Annotated in this window: 15 protein-coding genes; 4 read left to right on the top strand and 11 right to left on the bottom strand. The window is 61.4% G+C overall.

Annotated elements, in window-relative coordinates; all coding sequences use genetic code 11:
* The first annotated feature begins 303 nt into the window (after nt 1–303).
* Together OC446_RS12030 and OC446_RS12020 are read left to right on the top strand one after the other, a co-directional pair.
* Complete coding sequence (locus OC446_RS12030; protein ID WP_315986497.1) at nt 304–2,166, top strand: DUF1254 domain-containing protein; 1,863 nt, start codon at nt 304–306, stop codon at nt 2,164–2,166.
* Nucleotides 2,167–2,224: 58 nt separating this feature from the next.
* Entirely contained in the window at nt 2,225–2,509 is a 285-nt protein-coding gene (locus OC446_RS12020; RefSeq protein ID WP_262029264.1) for a hypothetical protein, read from the top strand.
* 122 nt (nt 2,510–2,631) lie between these two features.
* On the opposite strand, the gene OC446_RS12015 is transcribed toward OC446_RS12020, so the two are convergent.
* The 4 genes from OC446_RS12015 to OC446_RS12000 form a co-directional block, all read right to left on the bottom strand.
* Nucleotides 2,632–4,992 (bottom strand): HWE histidine kinase domain-containing protein, encoded by a 2,361-nt coding sequence (locus OC446_RS12015; RefSeq protein ID WP_262029263.1) that lies wholly within the window; start codon nt 4,990–4,992, stop codon nt 2,632–2,634.
* Nucleotides 4,982–5,173 (bottom strand): type II toxin-antitoxin system ParD family antitoxin, encoded by a 192-nt coding sequence (locus OC446_RS12010; RefSeq protein ID WP_262029262.1) that lies wholly within the window; start codon nt 5,171–5,173, stop codon nt 4,982–4,984. Before OC446_RS12010 ends, OC446_RS12015 begins: the two co-directional genes overlap by 11 nt.
* A gap of 200 nt (nt 5,174–5,373) precedes the next feature.
* A complete protein-coding gene (locus OC446_RS12005; protein WP_262029261.1) occupies nt 5,374–6,555 on the bottom strand; it encodes an NnrS family protein in 1,182 nt (393 codons plus the stop codon).
* 87 nt (nt 6,556–6,642) lie between these two features.
* A complete protein-coding gene (locus tag OC446_RS12000; RefSeq protein ID WP_262029260.1) occupies nt 6,643–7,098 on the bottom strand; it encodes a pseudoazurin in 456 nt (151 codons plus the stop codon).
* 330 nt (nt 7,099–7,428) lie between these two features.
* Here OC446_RS12000 and OC446_RS11995 point away from each other — a divergent pair, with 330 nt between their 5' ends.
* Nucleotides 7,429–8,127: a Crp/Fnr family transcriptional regulator gene (locus OC446_RS11995; RefSeq protein WP_262029259.1), complete on the top strand. Its 699-nt coding sequence runs from the start codon at nt 7,429–7,431 to the stop codon at nt 8,125–8,127.
* Between the two features lie 11 nt (nt 8,128–8,138).
* Here the strand turns inward: OC446_RS11995 and OC446_RS11990 are convergent, their stop codons facing one another.
* Nucleotides 8,139–8,387, bottom strand: a complete 249-nt coding sequence (locus tag OC446_RS11990) for a DUF1858 domain-containing protein (protein ID WP_262029258.1) — start codon at nt 8,385–8,387, stop codon at nt 8,139–8,141.
* Nucleotides 8,388–8,661: 274 nt separating this feature from the next.
* Here OC446_RS11990 and nirK point away from each other — a divergent pair, with 274 nt between their 5' ends.
* Entirely contained in the window at nt 8,662–9,771 is a 1,110-nt protein-coding gene (gene nirK, locus OC446_RS11985) for a copper-containing nitrite reductase (RefSeq protein ID WP_262029257.1), read from the top strand.
* A 77-nt stretch (nt 9,772–9,848) separates the two neighbouring features.
* Here the strand turns inward: nirK and OC446_RS11980 are convergent, their stop codons facing one another.
* From OC446_RS11980 to OC446_RS31020, 6 genes are read right to left on the bottom strand one after another with little or no spacing between them, the layout of a single operon-like run.
* Complete coding sequence (locus tag OC446_RS11980; protein WP_262029256.1) at nt 9,849–10,397, bottom strand: DUF4142 domain-containing protein; 549 nt, start codon at nt 10,395–10,397, stop codon at nt 9,849–9,851.
* A 4-nt stretch (nt 10,398–10,401) separates the two neighbouring features.
* Nucleotides 10,402–11,019 carry a NapC/NirT family cytochrome c gene (locus tag OC446_RS11975; protein ID WP_262029255.1) on the bottom strand — a complete coding sequence of 206 codons (618 nt, stop codon included), beginning with the start codon at nt 11,017–11,019 and terminating at the stop codon, nt 10,402–10,404.
* The gene (locus OC446_RS11970) at nt 11,019–11,492 is read right to left on the bottom strand and encodes a nitrate reductase cytochrome c-type subunit (RefSeq protein ID WP_262029254.1); all 474 of its coding nucleotides are present in this window, start codon (nt 11,490–11,492) and stop codon (nt 11,019–11,021) included. The genes OC446_RS11975 and OC446_RS11970 overlap by 1 nt, the downstream gene beginning before the upstream one ends.
* Nucleotides 11,489–14,008 (bottom strand): periplasmic nitrate reductase subunit alpha, encoded by a 2,520-nt coding sequence (gene napA / locus OC446_RS11965; RefSeq protein ID WP_262029253.1) that lies wholly within the window; start codon nt 14,006–14,008, stop codon nt 11,489–11,491. The genes OC446_RS11970 and napA overlap by 4 nt, the downstream gene beginning before the upstream one ends.
* Before the next feature lie 4 nt (nt 14,009–14,012).
* Complete coding sequence (locus tag OC446_RS11960; protein WP_262029252.1) at nt 14,013–14,270, bottom strand: chaperone NapD; 258 nt, start codon at nt 14,268–14,270, stop codon at nt 14,013–14,015.
* Nucleotides 14,267–14,431, bottom strand: coding sequence for a 4Fe-4S dicluster domain-containing protein (locus OC446_RS31020; RefSeq protein WP_410055065.1), 165 nt, complete (start codon nt 14,429–14,431; stop codon nt 14,267–14,269). The genes OC446_RS11960 and OC446_RS31020 overlap by 4 nt, the downstream gene beginning before the upstream one ends.
* Nucleotides 14,432–14,538 lie beyond the last annotated feature (107 nt).

Genomic DNA, 14,538 nt, shown 5'->3' with positions numbered 1-14,538 from the left:
CCCCGCTCAGGCGGGCATCCGATCAGGCAAACGCAACATTGGGGACCACAGGAGCTACGAGGGGTGCCTTGATCTGCGCAGCCAAGCATGGCGGCACATCCTCGCCTCGAACAATATGTTGCGCGCCTCGCGATGCTTCGTCAACGGATTATCAGGGTAAGATCCAGTGGCCCCACATGAGAGCCTACGCACCACCCTGTCGTGAAATATCAAGTGATTGTCCGCATCGATCAAGCAAGCCGCTTCCTGTCAGCCACACTGACCGACAGTCCTGCCATGACCGGGACAGGAGGAGCCATTCCTATGACTCGAAGCAGTCTCTCACGGATCGCCGCAGCAGCCCTGATGGCCACCGCACTGACGTCCCTAGGTGCAACAGCTGCCCGGGCACAGGCCGTCGAGGCGGGCCCCGGCCTATCCACCGTCAGTCTCAAGGAGCAGGAGGCTTTCGCGATCGCCAAGGACGCATACATCTACGGCTATCCGCTGGTCACCATGGAGATGACCCGCCGTGTCGTTACGAATGTCGCGCAGCCCGGTGGAACCCGCGCGCCGATGGGCCAGCTCGTCAGCATGCGCGAGTACCCGACTTCGGCCTTTAGGGATGTGACGGCACCGAATGCCGATACCCTCTACACTTCCGGCTTCGTCGATGTCGGCCAAGAGCCCTACGTGTTGTCTTTGCCCGACATGAACGGGCGCTACTTCCTGTTTCCGATGCTCTCCGCCTGGACTGATGTCATCGCCAGTCCAGGCAAACGCACAACGGGTACCGGACCCCAGACCTATGCCATCACAGGGCCGAACTGGCGCGGCACGCTGCCGAATGGAGTCAAGGAGATCAAATCGCCCACCAGCATGGCCTGGATCCTTGGCAGGATTTATTCTTCCGGAACGCCGGAGGACTACGAGATTGTCTGGGCGATTCAGGATCAGATCAAGCTCGTCCCGCTCAGCGCCTACGGCAAGACGTACTCGCCGCCTGCCGGGAAGGTGGATGCTGGCATCGACATGAAGACGGCGGTGCGCAAGCAGGTCAACCGTCTTGAGCCGGGTCCGTTCTTCAGCCTAGTGGCGCAGTTGATGAAGGACAATCCGCCTCCGGCGGAGGATGCCCCGATGCTGGCCCGCATGGCGAAGATCGGCATCGTCCCCGGACATACATTCGACACCAGCCAGCTCGATCCCGAGATTGCGAAAGGCGTCGAACGCGCTCATCGGGCTGGCTGGGAGGAGATCGCCGGCGGGGTCCGCACGATGGGCGAGATCCAAGACGGCTGGATGGTCGCCACGACGCTCGGACGGTACGGAACCGACTATCCCAAGCGCGCCACGGTCGCGGCTTTCGGACTGGGCGCCAACCTGCCGCAGGACGCCGTCTATCCGATGACCAGCGTCGACTCTTCGGGGCGCAAGCTGACGGGGACCGAGAGATACGTCATTCATTTCGACAAAGGGCAATTGCCTCCGGTGGACGGCTTCTGGTCGCTGACCATGTACGACTCGCAGTTCTTCTTCGTAGACAATCCTCTCAATCGCTACACGCTGAGTGAGCGCAACAGGCTCGCCCAGAACCAAGATGGCTCCGTCGATCTCTACCTCCAGAACGTGTCGCCCGGCGCGGGCAAGGAGGATAACTGGCTGCCAGCCCCGAAAGGCGACATGAACCTGATGCTGCGCCTGTACTGGCCCAGGGAGACCACCCCATCGATCCTGAACGGCACCTGGAAGCCACCGATGGTCGAACGCGTCGAAGAACGCTCGGCGGCGGATCAGACTAGGACCGGTCCGGCGAGCGCCGGCACTCCGATGACGACGGGCAGCGCAGGCACGGGGCCGATCGCAGGCTCATCGACGGTCGCCGTTGCCGTTGCGGATGTGCAGAGGCTCTACAGCGGCTTCAGCGTGAAGAATCAGATCCTTGGACGCGAGATCTACAACGACAAGGGCGAGCGTGTCGGCCATGTCGCGGACCTGATCGTCGCGCCTGACAAGACGGCGACCTACGCCATTGTTGGTACGGGCGGCTTCCTCAATCTTGGGGAGCACATGACAGCGGTGCCTGTAAGCCAGTTCACGTTCAAAGATGGCGAAATCGTGCTGCCGAATGCGACCAGGCAATCGCTTGAGGCGATGCCACGCTTCGTGCGGGCAAGCAACGATTAGGGACGACTGAACATCTCACGGCGATCCGATCGTCGATACGCTCAATGGAGAGATCATCATGCCTCGCCTGACCTCAACTCTCGCAATGATTTTCCTGTCGACGGGGGCATTGGCTCAGGTCGGCCCGTCAACGACAGGCCGGCCCTGCGCGGACGACCGTGGCCTCGTGAGCTCGCGAGGCGCGATTGTCCTGAGCACGGGCCAATACACCTATGGGCGCTTCGTGCGTGACGCACGCTACTGCCAGGTCGACCAATATCCTCAGCCTGCCTACGTGCCCAGTGATGACAATCCTCAATGTTTTGTCGGCTATCGCTGCGCGGATGGGCCTGACGATTTCTGATCGAAAGCGAAAGCCCCGTACACCATTCTAAAAGGTGGATCTGGTTTCCGCCAATACGAGCCTCCAGGCCCAAGCGAAAGGCGGTCCGACGGGAGATGGCTCCTGCCGGACCGTACCGCTCATCAGGCTATCGGAGCATCGACAGTGCAGATGACGCCGGTCGGAGCGAAGTCGATACGGACATCGCCGTCGAGGTCGAGGGCAAGGCTTCGCTCGATCAGCCGGCTCCCAAAACCTCGTCGGGTCGGTGTTCGGACCGGCGGTCCTCCGCTCTCTTCCCATCGAAAGCGAAGACGTCCAGGTGCCCTCCCCTCGACCCTCCAGCTCATCCTGATCTCGCCTGTCGCGTTGGACAATGCGCCATACTTGACCGCATTCGTTGCAAGCTCTTGGAGGACCATGGCTACAGCCAATGCCATCCGAGGTGGCAGACGAACCTTGGGCCCATTCACGTGAAGGCGGTCCTCACCGCGATTGCTGTAGGGCTCGACTGCTTGGGCTGCGATCTCGCGCAGCTCCGCTCCCTCCCAATTTTCCAGGGTGAGCACGTCATGCGCTCGAGACAGCGCCAGCAGCCGTCCTTCCAGGGCGGTCTTGGCATCATTCATCGTCGGCGCGTTGCGGAGCGTCTGCCTGGCGATTGACTGCACCGTGGCTAAGGTATTCTTCACGCGATGATTCAGCTCGTTGATCAGGAGGCGCTGATGCTCTTCGCTGCGCTTGATGTCATCGATGTCCACAATCACCGCCAGGGCACCGCTCACATGCCCGGCTGAATCGTGGATTGGGATTCCGCTCACCCGGGTCCAGCTCTCCTGACCGTCGGGCAAGCGGTGCAGGAACTCGATGCCGGTAACTTGTTCACCCTGCAACGCCCGTGCGCTGGGATAACGGTTCTTCGGCAGCTGGCTGCCGTGGTCATCGTGGGCAATCCACTCTTCCCGGTCATCGGGCACCCTCGATGGAATGACGCCATCCGGCCGGTAACGGCGAAAGGCCGGGTTCGACAAGACCGTCGTTCCCTGCGTGTCGACGAGGGCGACGCCCACAGGCAGGTTTTCGATCAGCGTCGCAAGACGGGTTCTCTCCTGTGCAAGTTGCAGCGCAAGTTTCTCGATGGATTCCTCGGCTTGTCGGCGGGCCGTCACGTCGCTTGCGGCCCCGAACCATTCGACGATCTCACCGTCCTCACGTAGGATCGGAAGCGCGCGAGAGTGTATCCAGCCGAATGTCCCGTCGGCTCTCCTCACGCGATGATCCACCTCGAACATGCTCTTCGTCCTGAGGGCGTCCTGAATCGCCGCCGTGACCTGCGGCTGGTCGTCGGGATGAACATAGCTGCTCAACCAATCCCCGTTCGGACTGACCGCATCCAGCAGGAGCCCCCGTCCGTCGAGCTGGCGCAACTCGGTCCAGTCGGGGCTCATGCGATACACAACGTCGGAGCTTGCGGTCACGAAGGCGCGAAGCCGCTTCTCACTGTCTGCAAGCGCAGCTTCGGCCCGTGCGCGCTCGACCGCGGACCAGGTTCGCGCGGCGACGTCCTCGATCAGCTCCACCTCCTCAGGGGACCAGCGATGCGCCTCACGAAAGTTCACGTACAAGGATGCGGTCAAGCGACCGTTGCGGACCAACGGCACCGACACGAAGGCACGAGTTTCGATGGCCGCCCAAGTCGCGTAGACCTGGGCCGGATCAGCGGTGAGGTCGTCGCAGATGTCGACCTGCCCCTTTCGCTGGCGCGCGATGCTGTCCGGACCGAATGCACTAAGGGAATAGGTCCCGACGAGGGGTTCCACGCCATTGGCGAAGCACGTCTCGCAGACGATGGTCTCTTCGTCTGCCTGGACTTCGCTGTAGCCGACCCGATTGGCGCCCAGATGCTGCCCGAGCGCCTCGACGGCCGCCGCCATAACGTCGCGTGGATCCGCGAGAGTCCGTAGCGTTTCCTCGAGCTTGATGCGAAAAGCCTGTCGCCGCTGGGCGAGGACATGGCCCGTCGTTTCGGCAACGGCACAGAACATGCCGGCCACGCGGCCGGTTTCGTCGCGGACCGGCGAGTAGGAAAAGGTGAACCACGTCTGCTCGTCGAAACCCTTGCGGTTCATGAGGAGCGGCAGGTTCTCTCGGTAGCTTGCCTCACCCGCTAGGGCCGCGTCGATGAGGGGAGATATATCGGACCAGATTTCCGACCAGATGTCGCGGAAGCGCCCACCGAGCGCCCGGGGATGTTTGGCGCCGAGGATCTCGGCATAGGCATCATTGTACAGGAATCCGAGTTCCGCCCCCCAGGCAACGAACATCGGAAACTTCGAGCCGAGAAGCAAGCCGACCACGGAGCGTAGCGACTGCGGCCAGGTCGACGGCGCACCAAGCGGCGAGGACGTCCAATCGCGCGCGCGCATGAGGGAACCTGCCTCGCCACCACCTGAAAGGAAATCAAGCGCGATCAGTTCTCGCTCGCTGGACAGCCTATCGTCCATCGGGAGGATCCTGGGCCGGTTGCAGCCGCCGCTCGGTTCGGCGCTCTCTCTCATCGAGGAGCCGCAGAGCGGCACGAACGACCTCGCTTGCACTGCGATAGCGGCCGGATGTCACCTTGCTGTCGAGGAAGGCTTCAAGCTCGGGGGTGAGCGAGACATTACGAGTTTTACGAATTCTCATAGAGAGCGAGACGGAAAGTCATGAGCGGGTGTCAACTTTTGCTACCTGAACTAGCTCCCGGTCCCTCCAAAACAAGAGGCCGGGACGGCTTCTTCCTCTCACGCCCGATGTCTTTGCTTCTCCCTTAACTTTATTTCACCCTTTGCGGTCCGGTATCTCCTTTCATCGGCTCGATCGTCGGGTTTCCAGCTGGGTCCGTTTCACGATGCCAGTCGCGGGCGGGTGAGAATATTCCAATAGACGAGCCCGAAGCCGATAAAAGCGGCAGCCCATGCGCCTCCCGCCACATGCAGCAATGTATCGCCCCAGGCCGGATGAATGGCCGCACAGATCCGTGCGAGCGCACTTGCGACGAGTAGGAGGTAAAGCAGCCGAACAGACGCGGAGGCGACGAGCGCCCTCCCCGTGTGTCCGAGGCTCGCGCGGGACATCACGCCTAGGGTCATGGCTCCCATCGCTCCCCCAGTCCACGCATGAAGGCCGGCTGCCGTCGGGAGAATGCCCAAGGAGGCGAGCCCCGTGAGCACGAAGCCGAGCGGTACGAACGCGTATGCGACATGGAGGATCAATACGAGCGGATCGCGCCACGCGCGCTCCCCGGCCCAGCGCCCCAACCTCATGGCCTGGAGCGATCCGGCGGCGATCAAACCTGGGCCGGTCACGCGCGCCTCCGGAACGGCAATCCAAGCCAGGAGCGCCACGAGAGCGGCGACCACGGAAACGATATCGTATCGCCCGAAGGGCGCCGGAAGGCGACCCGGGTTCCGTCGGGCGAGCCAATTGCGGGTAAAGCTCGGGATGATGCGCCCTCCGATCAGCATGATGAGCATCATGGTGGCGGAAATTCCCACGCGGGTGCCGTATCCGGCGCTCCCCTGGACATGAGCCTCGACATGGAAGGCCATGTTGCCGGCAGAGAGGATCCCCACGCCCACGAGAACCTTGAGATTGGGCCAGTTCCGCCCCTTGACGATCTCGCGAGCCACCGCAGCCGCGACGAGCAGCAGGAAGGCATTGTCGATCACAGCTGCCGCCTCCCAGCCGATCCGAGCGGAAAAGGTAACAGCGATGCGGCCGGCAACCCAAACGAGAACCAGAACGAGCAATGGCCGTCCCTGGAGAGGCAGGCGCCCGGTCCAGTTCGGAACCGCAGTCAGCATGAATCCCGTAATGATCGCCGGAAGATATCCGTAGAGCATTTCATGGATATGCCAGTCGCGCGGCGTGAATACGCTAGAGAGCTCCAGTTCTCCATAGAAGATCGGCAGCCATGCCAGAACGGCGATACCAGCATAGAACGAGCCGAGCAGAAAGAACGGCCGGAAGCCGTAAGAAAGGAGCGCGGGTCCCGAATAGTCTCGCAGGCGTGGGATCGGAGCCAATTTCAGTCTCCCTCACATGGAATCAATAGGTGTGGCCGACTCGATGCACCTGCCTCGGAAACGGCTTTCCGCAATCGAGTCACACCGTTACTTCGCAGCAGTCTTCGTTGCGGCGAGCTTGTCGAAGAGACTGCCAAAGGCCTGCTTGGCCTTGCCGGGATGTGCCACGGCCTTCGCCTGGTCTGCATTCATGGGCTCGCCCACGACGACCATTCCGACCATGCCCATGCCATAGTGGGGCTTGCACTTGTAGCCATAGACGCCCGCCTTATCGAAAGTGATCGCGAGATCCTCGTTCATCTTGCCCGCGAATGCGCCGCCGCCCTCGGGCATCATCGTCTCGATGCTCTCGACATTGTGGCCCTTGTCGGCCGCGATGAACTTCACTGTATCACCGGGATTGATCTTCACGAATGCCGGCTCGAACACCATGACGCCGTCGGTGCCCTTGTTGAGCATCTTCACCTCGACTTCAGCGGCGCCGGCACCGCCTATGAACCCCAGGGCTGCTGCAAAAGCGCCGAGCACAATAACTTTCCGCATGATCGTTCTCCCGATGTGATGCCGATGAGCCGGAGCGGCTCTTGGAAATAGTCATATCCCCCGTCGCTCCCGTCCTGTTTGAGCTGCAACAAACTCGTGGACGTTCTTGGCCGAGAGGCATCAAGTCTTGGGGGAGCCCGTGAGACGAGCGATGCTGTTGAGATAGGTCAATTCGCGCGGTCGGTTATTGCGCTAGAGAATGTCAAAGGGGAAATCCGGCGATTGTCCAGAATCCTCCTCGGAGTCTCATACGGTGGACTGACGTAGCCATCTTCTACAGGCGAAGATGGCGAAGGGCGGGACGCCCGCAGCGGGGATAGGGAGCGCCGAATGTCGAATCTGGACAAGTCGCTGGTAACCGACCTTCCCATCTTCGCCGGAGTGGAGCCTGATTCACTCGACGAGATCCTCCGGGAGGCACAGTCGATCCGCTACCCGAAAGGATCGAGCGTCTTCCAGCAAGACCAGGAGGCAAGCTCGTTCTTCATCCTGCTTCACGGCCATTTGCGGGTCATGAAGGTGACACCCGACGGGCAGCAGATTGTCGTCCGCTTCGTGGCGCCAGGCGAAATCTTTGGAATTGCCGTCGCCATGGGCAGATCGACGTACCCGGCGACGGCGCTTGCCGTCGTCGACAGTATCTCGCTGGTCTGGCCCGCTGCTGCATGGCCTCGACTGACCGCGAAGCATCCATCTCTCGCGATCAACACCATGCAGAGTGTCGGGAACCGCCTTCAGGATGCGCACACCCGGGTCATCGAGATGTCGACCGAGCAGGTCGAACGGCGTGTTGCCCATGCACTGCTGCGTCTTGCCCAACAAGCAGGCCGAAAGGGGCAGGATGGCATTGAGATCGACTTTCCGATCTCCCGGCAGGACGTCGCGGAGATTACAGGGACCACGCTCCACACCGTGAGCCGTCTTCTGAGCGCGTGGGAAGATCAGGGCCTCGTCAATGGTGGGCGACAGAGAATTTCAATCAAGAATCCCCACAAGCTGTTCCTGCTTGCGGAAGCTCCGTCGCACTGATCCTCTCATCCCTATTCCATCGCCTGTGGTTGCCCGGATGCGCTCCCGTGCATGTGCCCGATAGGTTCATGGATGACGGTGCTCAACTCCGTCAGGAATCCGGATTGATCGATGCCATGCTCGCGGCAGGCATCGGCGAGGGTATGGAAGCAGGAAATCGGGCACCCGACACAATACATTCGATGGTCGAGAAACACTCGGATCGTCATAGGCCAGCGTCGCATGACATCGTCCACGACTTGGGTAGCTTCAACACTCATAGCAGCCTCCAGGCGGATGGTTAGGTGGGGCCTGGATCAAGCCTCTCATGTTTCCGACGGTTTTCTTTGCGTGGCATCAACTTGTCTGAAGACACCATCATTGCGACCGTCTCTCGTCGAGAGATCATGATTGCATCGGGCAGAACATCCGGGACTTTCACTTTCATCAGGCTCTTTGCGCTGCAGCAAATAGTCGTTGCGGCAAAGGAGTACATATTGACCATCCGATGACGGGTAAAATTCAATCCGCCAGGCGGTCCCAATGGAGGCAACAATGAACGCTCTGAAGATCTCGGGACACCGGCCGCTCCTTGCGACCGCCGCCGTTTTCGTCCTTACCACCGTGGCGTGGCTCGGCACTCCCCTAACTGCACAGGCAGGTGACAAGCTCGCCGCGGCGACCCCTCACATGCATGCCGGCTCGGAAGAAAACGCCGCTGCAGCCCCGGTGAACATCGTGCGCTTGCCGTCCGATCTGCCCGGCCCCATCGGCAAACGCGCGCCGCAACGGGTCAGAGTCGATTTCGAAACCACGGAAGTGACAGGGCAGCTCGCCGATAACACGACCTATCACTACTGGACCTTCAACAGCAAGGTTCCCGGCCCCTTCGTCCGGGTTCGGGTCGGCGACACCGTCGAGGTGCATCTCAAGAACGACGATGGCAGCATGATGATGCACAATGTCGACTTTCACGCCGTCACGGGTCCCGGCGGCGGAGCGAAGGCAACGGAAGCGGCCCCGGGCGAGACCCGCGGCTTCGAGTTCAAGGCCCTGAACCCCGGCCTCTATGTTTATCATTGTGCCACACCGACAGTCGCGCAACACATTGCCAATGGCATGTACGGCCTGATCCTTGTCGAGCCGGAGGATGGCCTGCCGAAGGTGGATCACGAGTTCTACGTGATGCAGGGTGAGATTTATACCGAGCAGGTGTATGGCACGAAGGGGCTGGCGGACGAGAGCATCGACAAGCTCCTGAACGAGCGTCCCGAGTACTTTATCTTCAACGGCAGCACCGACGCCCTGAAGAAGAACCCGCTCAAGGCGAATGTCGGCGAGACGGTGCGGATCTATTTCGGCGTCGGCGGCCCGAACTACACTTCGTCCTTCCATGTGATCGGCGAGATCTTCGACAAGGCCTATCCCATGGCCTCGCTCAGCTCGCCTTTGAAGAACGTCCAGACGATTACCACGCCTCCGGGCGGAGCGAGCGTGGTGGATTTCAAGGTCGAGGTCCCAGGCAACTACATCCTGGTCGATCATGCCCTGAGCCGCGTCGAGCGCGGGCTGGCTGGCATCCTCCAGGTCGAGGGCCCGGCAAACGAGGCGATCTTCAAAGACTACAATCCGCAGAGATCAGCCCAGTCGACCGGCGGCCACTGAACCGACCACAAGGCACATCCTCTGGCCCGGGTCCCACCCGGGCCCTTCTGCTTGTGTAGAATCTCTCGCGAACTGGCTCAGGGCTTGATCGCATCGAACATCGTCCGAGCGTCCTCGCGTTGCTTCTCCAGTTCAGGAATGACCTGGTCGGCGAAGGATTTTATATCCTTATGAGAACTTCTGCTTGCGGCCCGGTAAATCCCCAGTTCCTGATCCAGGGCCTGGATCTGGATCTCCGCGTAGCGCCGGCTCAAAGCAAGATAATCGAGGGGCTCCAGATTTTCGAGGATAACCTGGTGTTCGAACTCCTTCACACTTGGAAGCGGCATGCCTCGCTCCCGTGCGAAAGTTTCGATCCGCTGAAGAAGTCCCAGCCGGAATTCCGCCGCAGCCGCCGCGTATTTCTTGGCTTCCGGCCTCGTCTCGCGGCTGGCGGCCAGCCTTGCGGCCTGCTCCTGGAGCGACGCTGAGCTGTAGGCGAGGCGCAGAAACTCTTCCGGCTCAATGGAGCGGGCCTGCGGGGCCGAGCCGGGTACGTCCTGCCCTTGCGCCCAGACGGACCGGACCGGACAGGGGAGCACCAGTGCGAGGATTAAAGCGGCCGCGAGAAGCTTCTGGATCGTCATGAGCTTACTGCCATCCTGGAACGCCCGACATATCGGGCAGGCGATGCGCGATGCCCTTGTGACAGTCGATGCAGGTCCTCTCGCCTGAGAATAAGAAGCGCTCATGTGCGGATGCCGCGCGCGGATTCTGCTTCGTCAGATCCATGGATTCGGAGCTGTGGCAGTTACGGCATTCGAGTGAGTCGTTCGCCTTCATCCGCTCCCATTCCCGCTCGGCCAAATGCTTGCGCATGGCCAGAAACTTGTCCCGCGTGTCGATGGAACCGAAGATGTGACCCCAAACCTCTTTGGAGGCCTGCATCTTGCGGGCGATCTTATTCGTCCAATTGTGCGGGACGTGACAGTCGGGGCACGTGGCCCGCACGCCCGACCTGTTCGTGAAATGGATTGTCCCCTTTAGTTCCTCGAACACGTTGGCCTGCATCTCGTGGCAGCCGGTGCAGAACTTCTCGGTGTTCGTGATCTCCAGCGCAGTGTTGAAGCCACCCCAGAAGATGACGCCGGCGACGAACCCGCCGAGGGTGAGGAAGGCCAGGCTGAGATACGCCGGGGGGCTCAACGCGGTCGCGACCCAGCGGTTTCCCCGCAGCCAGTCCCAAGCGCGCGCGACTCCGGCCGCCATCAGCGTGTCCTCCGCTCGGGCTGCCGCTCAGGCTCCGAAATGGCGTCCATGTCGGTGAAGACGTTCTCCACGAGAGGCCTTGCCGTCGTCTGGGGTACGTGACACGACACGCATACATAGCGGCGCGGGGACAATCCACCCAGCGTATTTCCGGCGCGGTCCTGATAATGGGTCACGCTGATCATCGGGGCCTGGCTCTGCTCCGTGAACTTGCGCGCATGGCACGACATGCACTTATTCGCGTTCAGATCCATCGCGTAGCCTTCGATGGAATGTGGGATCACGGGAGGCTGGTCGGGATAGTTGCGCCGCACACGCACATCGTCCGTGACCTGACGCTGCATCGGCGGGGGCGGGATTTCTCTGGTGAACGGATCGGGCCCGCGAAGGCGCGGCGCGTCCTGCGCGAGAATGGCGCCTGCCGTCAGGCATGGCACGATGCTCGCCAGGATGAGGAAGGCTCCATGCCTCATGGCTGCTCTCCCGCATCGGCGGTTGCCGCCGAGACGACTTTCACCGCGCATTTCTTGAAATCGGTCTGTTTCGAGATCGGGTCCGTCGCGTCGAGTGTCACCTTGTTGATGAGCTGGCTGGCATCGAAGAACGGGACGAAGATCAGCCCAGGGGGTACGCGGTTACGCCCGCGCGTCTCGATGCGGCTGCGGATTTCGCCCCGCCGTGAGACTACTCTCACCTCTTGCCCGCGTCTGAGGTGACGCTTGGCTGCATCATCCGGATGCATGAAGACGACCGCGCCGGGGAATGCCTTGTAAAGCTCTGGAACGCGCAACGTCATGGAACCGGAATGCCAATGTTCCAGGACACGCCCCGTCACAAGCCATAGATCGTACTCGGCATCGGGAGATTCGGCCGGAGGCTCGTAGGGTGCCCCCATGATGTTGGCCTTCTTGTCGGGGTTGCCATAGAATTGCAGCCCACTGCCCTTCTCGACATAAGGATCGAAACCCTCGCGGTAGCGCCAGAGCGTCTCCTTGCCGTCCACCACGGGCCATCGCAGCCCACGTGCCTGATGATAGGACTCGAACGGCGCGAGGTCATGCCCATGGCCACGGCCGAAGCTCGCATATTCCTCGAAGAGCCCCTTCTGCACGTAGAAGCCGAACGCTTTCGACTCGCGATTCTCATAGGCTGGGTCGATCTCCGACACGGGAAATCTGTTCACCTCGCCATTCGCGAAGAGGACATCGAAGAGGCTCCTCCCCCTGTATTCCGGACTGGACTCAAGGATCTGTGCCGGCCAGACCTCGTCCGTCGTGAAGCGCTTGGAGAACTCCATCAACTGCCACAGATCGGAACGGGCATCGCCCGGGGCGTTCACGAGTTGGTGCCAAAAATGCGTGCGCCGCTCGGCATTGCCGTAGGCTCCCTCCTTCTCGACCCACATAGCGGCCGGCAGGATCACGTCAGCCGCCATCGCGGTCACGGTCGGATAAGCGTCGGAGACGACGACGAAATTCGCCGGGTTGCGGTAGCCCGGATAGGTTTCGTTGTTGGTGTTCGGTGCCGTCTGGAGATTGTTGTTGCACATGATCCAGTAGGCGTTGAGCTTGCCGTCCTTGAGCATTCGGTCTTGCTGCACGGCGTGGTAGCCGACCTTTTCCGGCAGCAATCCGTGCGGCAGTTTCCAGAGTTCTTCCGCATGCTTGCGATGCTCCGGATTGTTGACCTGCATGTCGGCAGGGAGCCGGTGGCTGAAGGTGCCGACCTCGCGCGCCGTTCCGCAGGCCGAAGGCTGCCCCGTCAGCGAGAAAGGCGAGTTGCCGGGCTCGGCGATCTTTCCCGTCAGAAGATGCAGATTGTAGACCATGTGGTTGGCCCAGACGCCGCGGACATGCTGGTTGAAGCCCATGGTCCAGAGCGACATCACCTTGATCTTCGGATCGGCGTAGAGGCGCGCCAGGGCCTCGAGGCGAGCCGCCGGCACGCCCGAGAGTTCGGATGCCTTCTCAACCGTATACTGGCTCACGAGCTTCGCATATTCCTCGAAGCTCGAAGGATTGGATACCTGGGCATCGTTGGCATGCTGCGCCCGCTGCTCCAGCACGTTCTCGGGCCGCAGGCCGTAGCCGATATCGGTGTTCGCCAGCCGGATATTGCAGTGCTTTTCGACGAACTCCCGATTCACCGCGCCGTTCTGGATAATGTAGTTCGCGATGTAGTTCATGATCGCGAGGTCCGAGTTCGGCTTGAAGATCAAGGCCATGTCAGACAGGTCCGTCGTGCGGTGCTCGTAGGTCGAGAGCGTCGCAATTCGCACATGAGGATGGCTCAGGCGGCGGTCGGTCACCCGCGTCCACAGGATCGGGTGCATTTCGGCCATGTTCGAACCCCAGAGCACGAAGGCGTCCGCATGCTCGAAGTCGTCGTAGCAGCCCATCGGCTCATCCATGCCGAAGGTACGGATGAAGGTGACGGCAGCAGAGGCCATGCAGTGGCGTGCATTCGGATCGAGATTGTTGGTGCGGAACCCGGCCCGCAACAGCTTCGAGGCAGCATATCCCTCCCAGATCGTCCACTGCCCTGAACCGAACATGCCGACGGCCTCGGGCCCTTTCTCCTTCAGCACGCGCTTGAACTGCTTCGCCATCTCGTCGAAAGCCCGATCCCAGGAGACGGCCTGGAACTCTCCGTCCTTCGCGAATTGTCCGTTCTTCATGCGCATCAAAGGCTGCGTGAGCCTGTCCGAACCGTACATGATCTTGGACAGGAAATAGCCCTTCACGCAGTTGAGGCCGCGGTTGACCTCCGCTTGCATGTCCCCGTGCGTGGCGACGACTCTACCGTCCTTTACGCCGACCATCACGCCACACCCTGTTCCGCAAAAACGGCAGGGCGCCTTCGACCATTGAAGCTGGAGGTCCTCGCCAGTGAGAATGTTCTGCGCGCTGGCCGGAAGTGCGACATTCGCCGCGGCGGCCGCGGCCGCAGCCGCCTGTGTCTTGAGGAGGGTGCGGCGCGTAAGGTCCATGAGTCTACTCCCGCTCTTGAACAGGCTCGAAGTGATGAAAGACTAGGGTGGCGGCGAGGACACCCTCAAGAAGCTGGATGGCGTTGATGCGCTCGACCACCTGATCCTCGGTTTCGGTTTCGAGCGTCACGATCAGTTTGCCCGTTTCCTGCCCACCATGAATCTCGACCCCTTCGATGGCGCGAATACGCTCGATGATCGCGGAAACCTGATCCGGCCGGCTGTGCACGACGAGGCTGGAGATGTGACATTCGCCATTCATGAGACGACCTCGGCAGAGGTAATCCGAATGGCGTTAGCGGGACAGGATTGCGCACACGCGCCGCAGCCGGTGCAGGCCTCGCTCACGATCCAAGGGCGCGCTCCGCCGAGGGCGAGTTCGAACCGCACGGCACCTGTCGAACAGGCGTCGCGACAACTCATGCAGGCGATCCCATGCTGCGTAAAACAGGAAGAGCCAATCGAGGCTACGGGAGGAGCATCGAACTCGCGCACCTCGGCAAACCTGCCGAGGAGGAAGCTGCGCCGTT

It is taken from the genome of Microvirga sp. Mcv34, from assembly GCF_024519725.1.
GTDB lineage: Bacteria > Pseudomonadota > Alphaproteobacteria > Rhizobiales > Beijerinckiaceae > Microvirga.
This window is presented reverse-complemented; position numbering and strand designations above follow the sequence as displayed.

Excerpts from the sequence above, each read along its gene's own strand:
- OC446_RS12030 (WP_315986497.1), top strand. The coding sequence starts at position 304 with ATGACTCGAAGCAGTCTCTCACGGATCGCCGCAGCAGCCCTGATGGCC.
- OC446_RS12020 (WP_262029264.1), top strand. The coding sequence starts at position 2,225 with ATGCCTCGCCTGACCTCAACTCTCGCAATGATTTTCCTGTCGACGGGG.
- OC446_RS12015 (WP_262029263.1), bottom strand. The coding sequence starts at position 4,992 with ATGGACGATAGGCTGTCCAGCGAGCGAGAACTGATCGCGCTTGATTTC.
- OC446_RS12010 (WP_262029262.1), bottom strand. The coding sequence starts at position 5,173 with ATGAGAATTCGTAAAACTCGTAATGTCTCGCTCACCCCCGAGCTTGAA.
- OC446_RS12000 (WP_262029260.1), bottom strand. The coding sequence starts at position 7,098 with ATGCGGAAAGTTATTGTGCTCGGCGCTTTTGCAGCAGCCCTGGGGTTC.
- OC446_RS11995 (WP_262029259.1), top strand. The coding sequence starts at position 7,429 with ATGTCGAATCTGGACAAGTCGCTGGTAACCGACCTTCCCATCTTCGCC.
- OC446_RS11990 (WP_262029258.1), bottom strand. The coding sequence starts at position 8,387 with ATGAGTGTTGAAGCTACCCAAGTCGTGGACGATGTCATGCGACGCTGG.
- nirK (WP_262029257.1), top strand. The coding sequence starts at position 8,662 with ATGAACGCTCTGAAGATCTCGGGACACCGGCCGCTCCTTGCGACCGCC.
- OC446_RS11980 (WP_262029256.1), bottom strand. The coding sequence starts at position 10,397 with ATGACGATCCAGAAGCTTCTCGCGGCCGCTTTAATCCTCGCACTGGTG.
- OC446_RS11975 (WP_262029255.1), bottom strand. The coding sequence starts at position 11,019 with ATGGCGGCCGGAGTCGCGCGCGCTTGGGACTGGCTGCGGGGAAACCGC.
- OC446_RS11970 (WP_262029254.1), bottom strand. The coding sequence starts at position 11,492 with ATGAGGCATGGAGCCTTCCTCATCCTGGCGAGCATCGTGCCATGCCTG.
- napA (WP_262029253.1), bottom strand. The coding sequence starts at position 14,008 with ATGGACCTTACGCGCCGCACCCTCCTCAAGACACAGGCGGCTGCGGCC.
- OC446_RS11960 (WP_262029252.1), bottom strand. The coding sequence starts at position 14,270 with ATGAATGGCGAATGTCACATCTCCAGCCTCGTCGTGCACAGCCGGCCG.
- OC446_RS31020 (WP_410055065.1), bottom strand. The coding sequence starts at position 14,431 with ATGAGTTGTCGCGACGCCTGTTCGACAGGTGCCGTGCGGTTCGAACTC.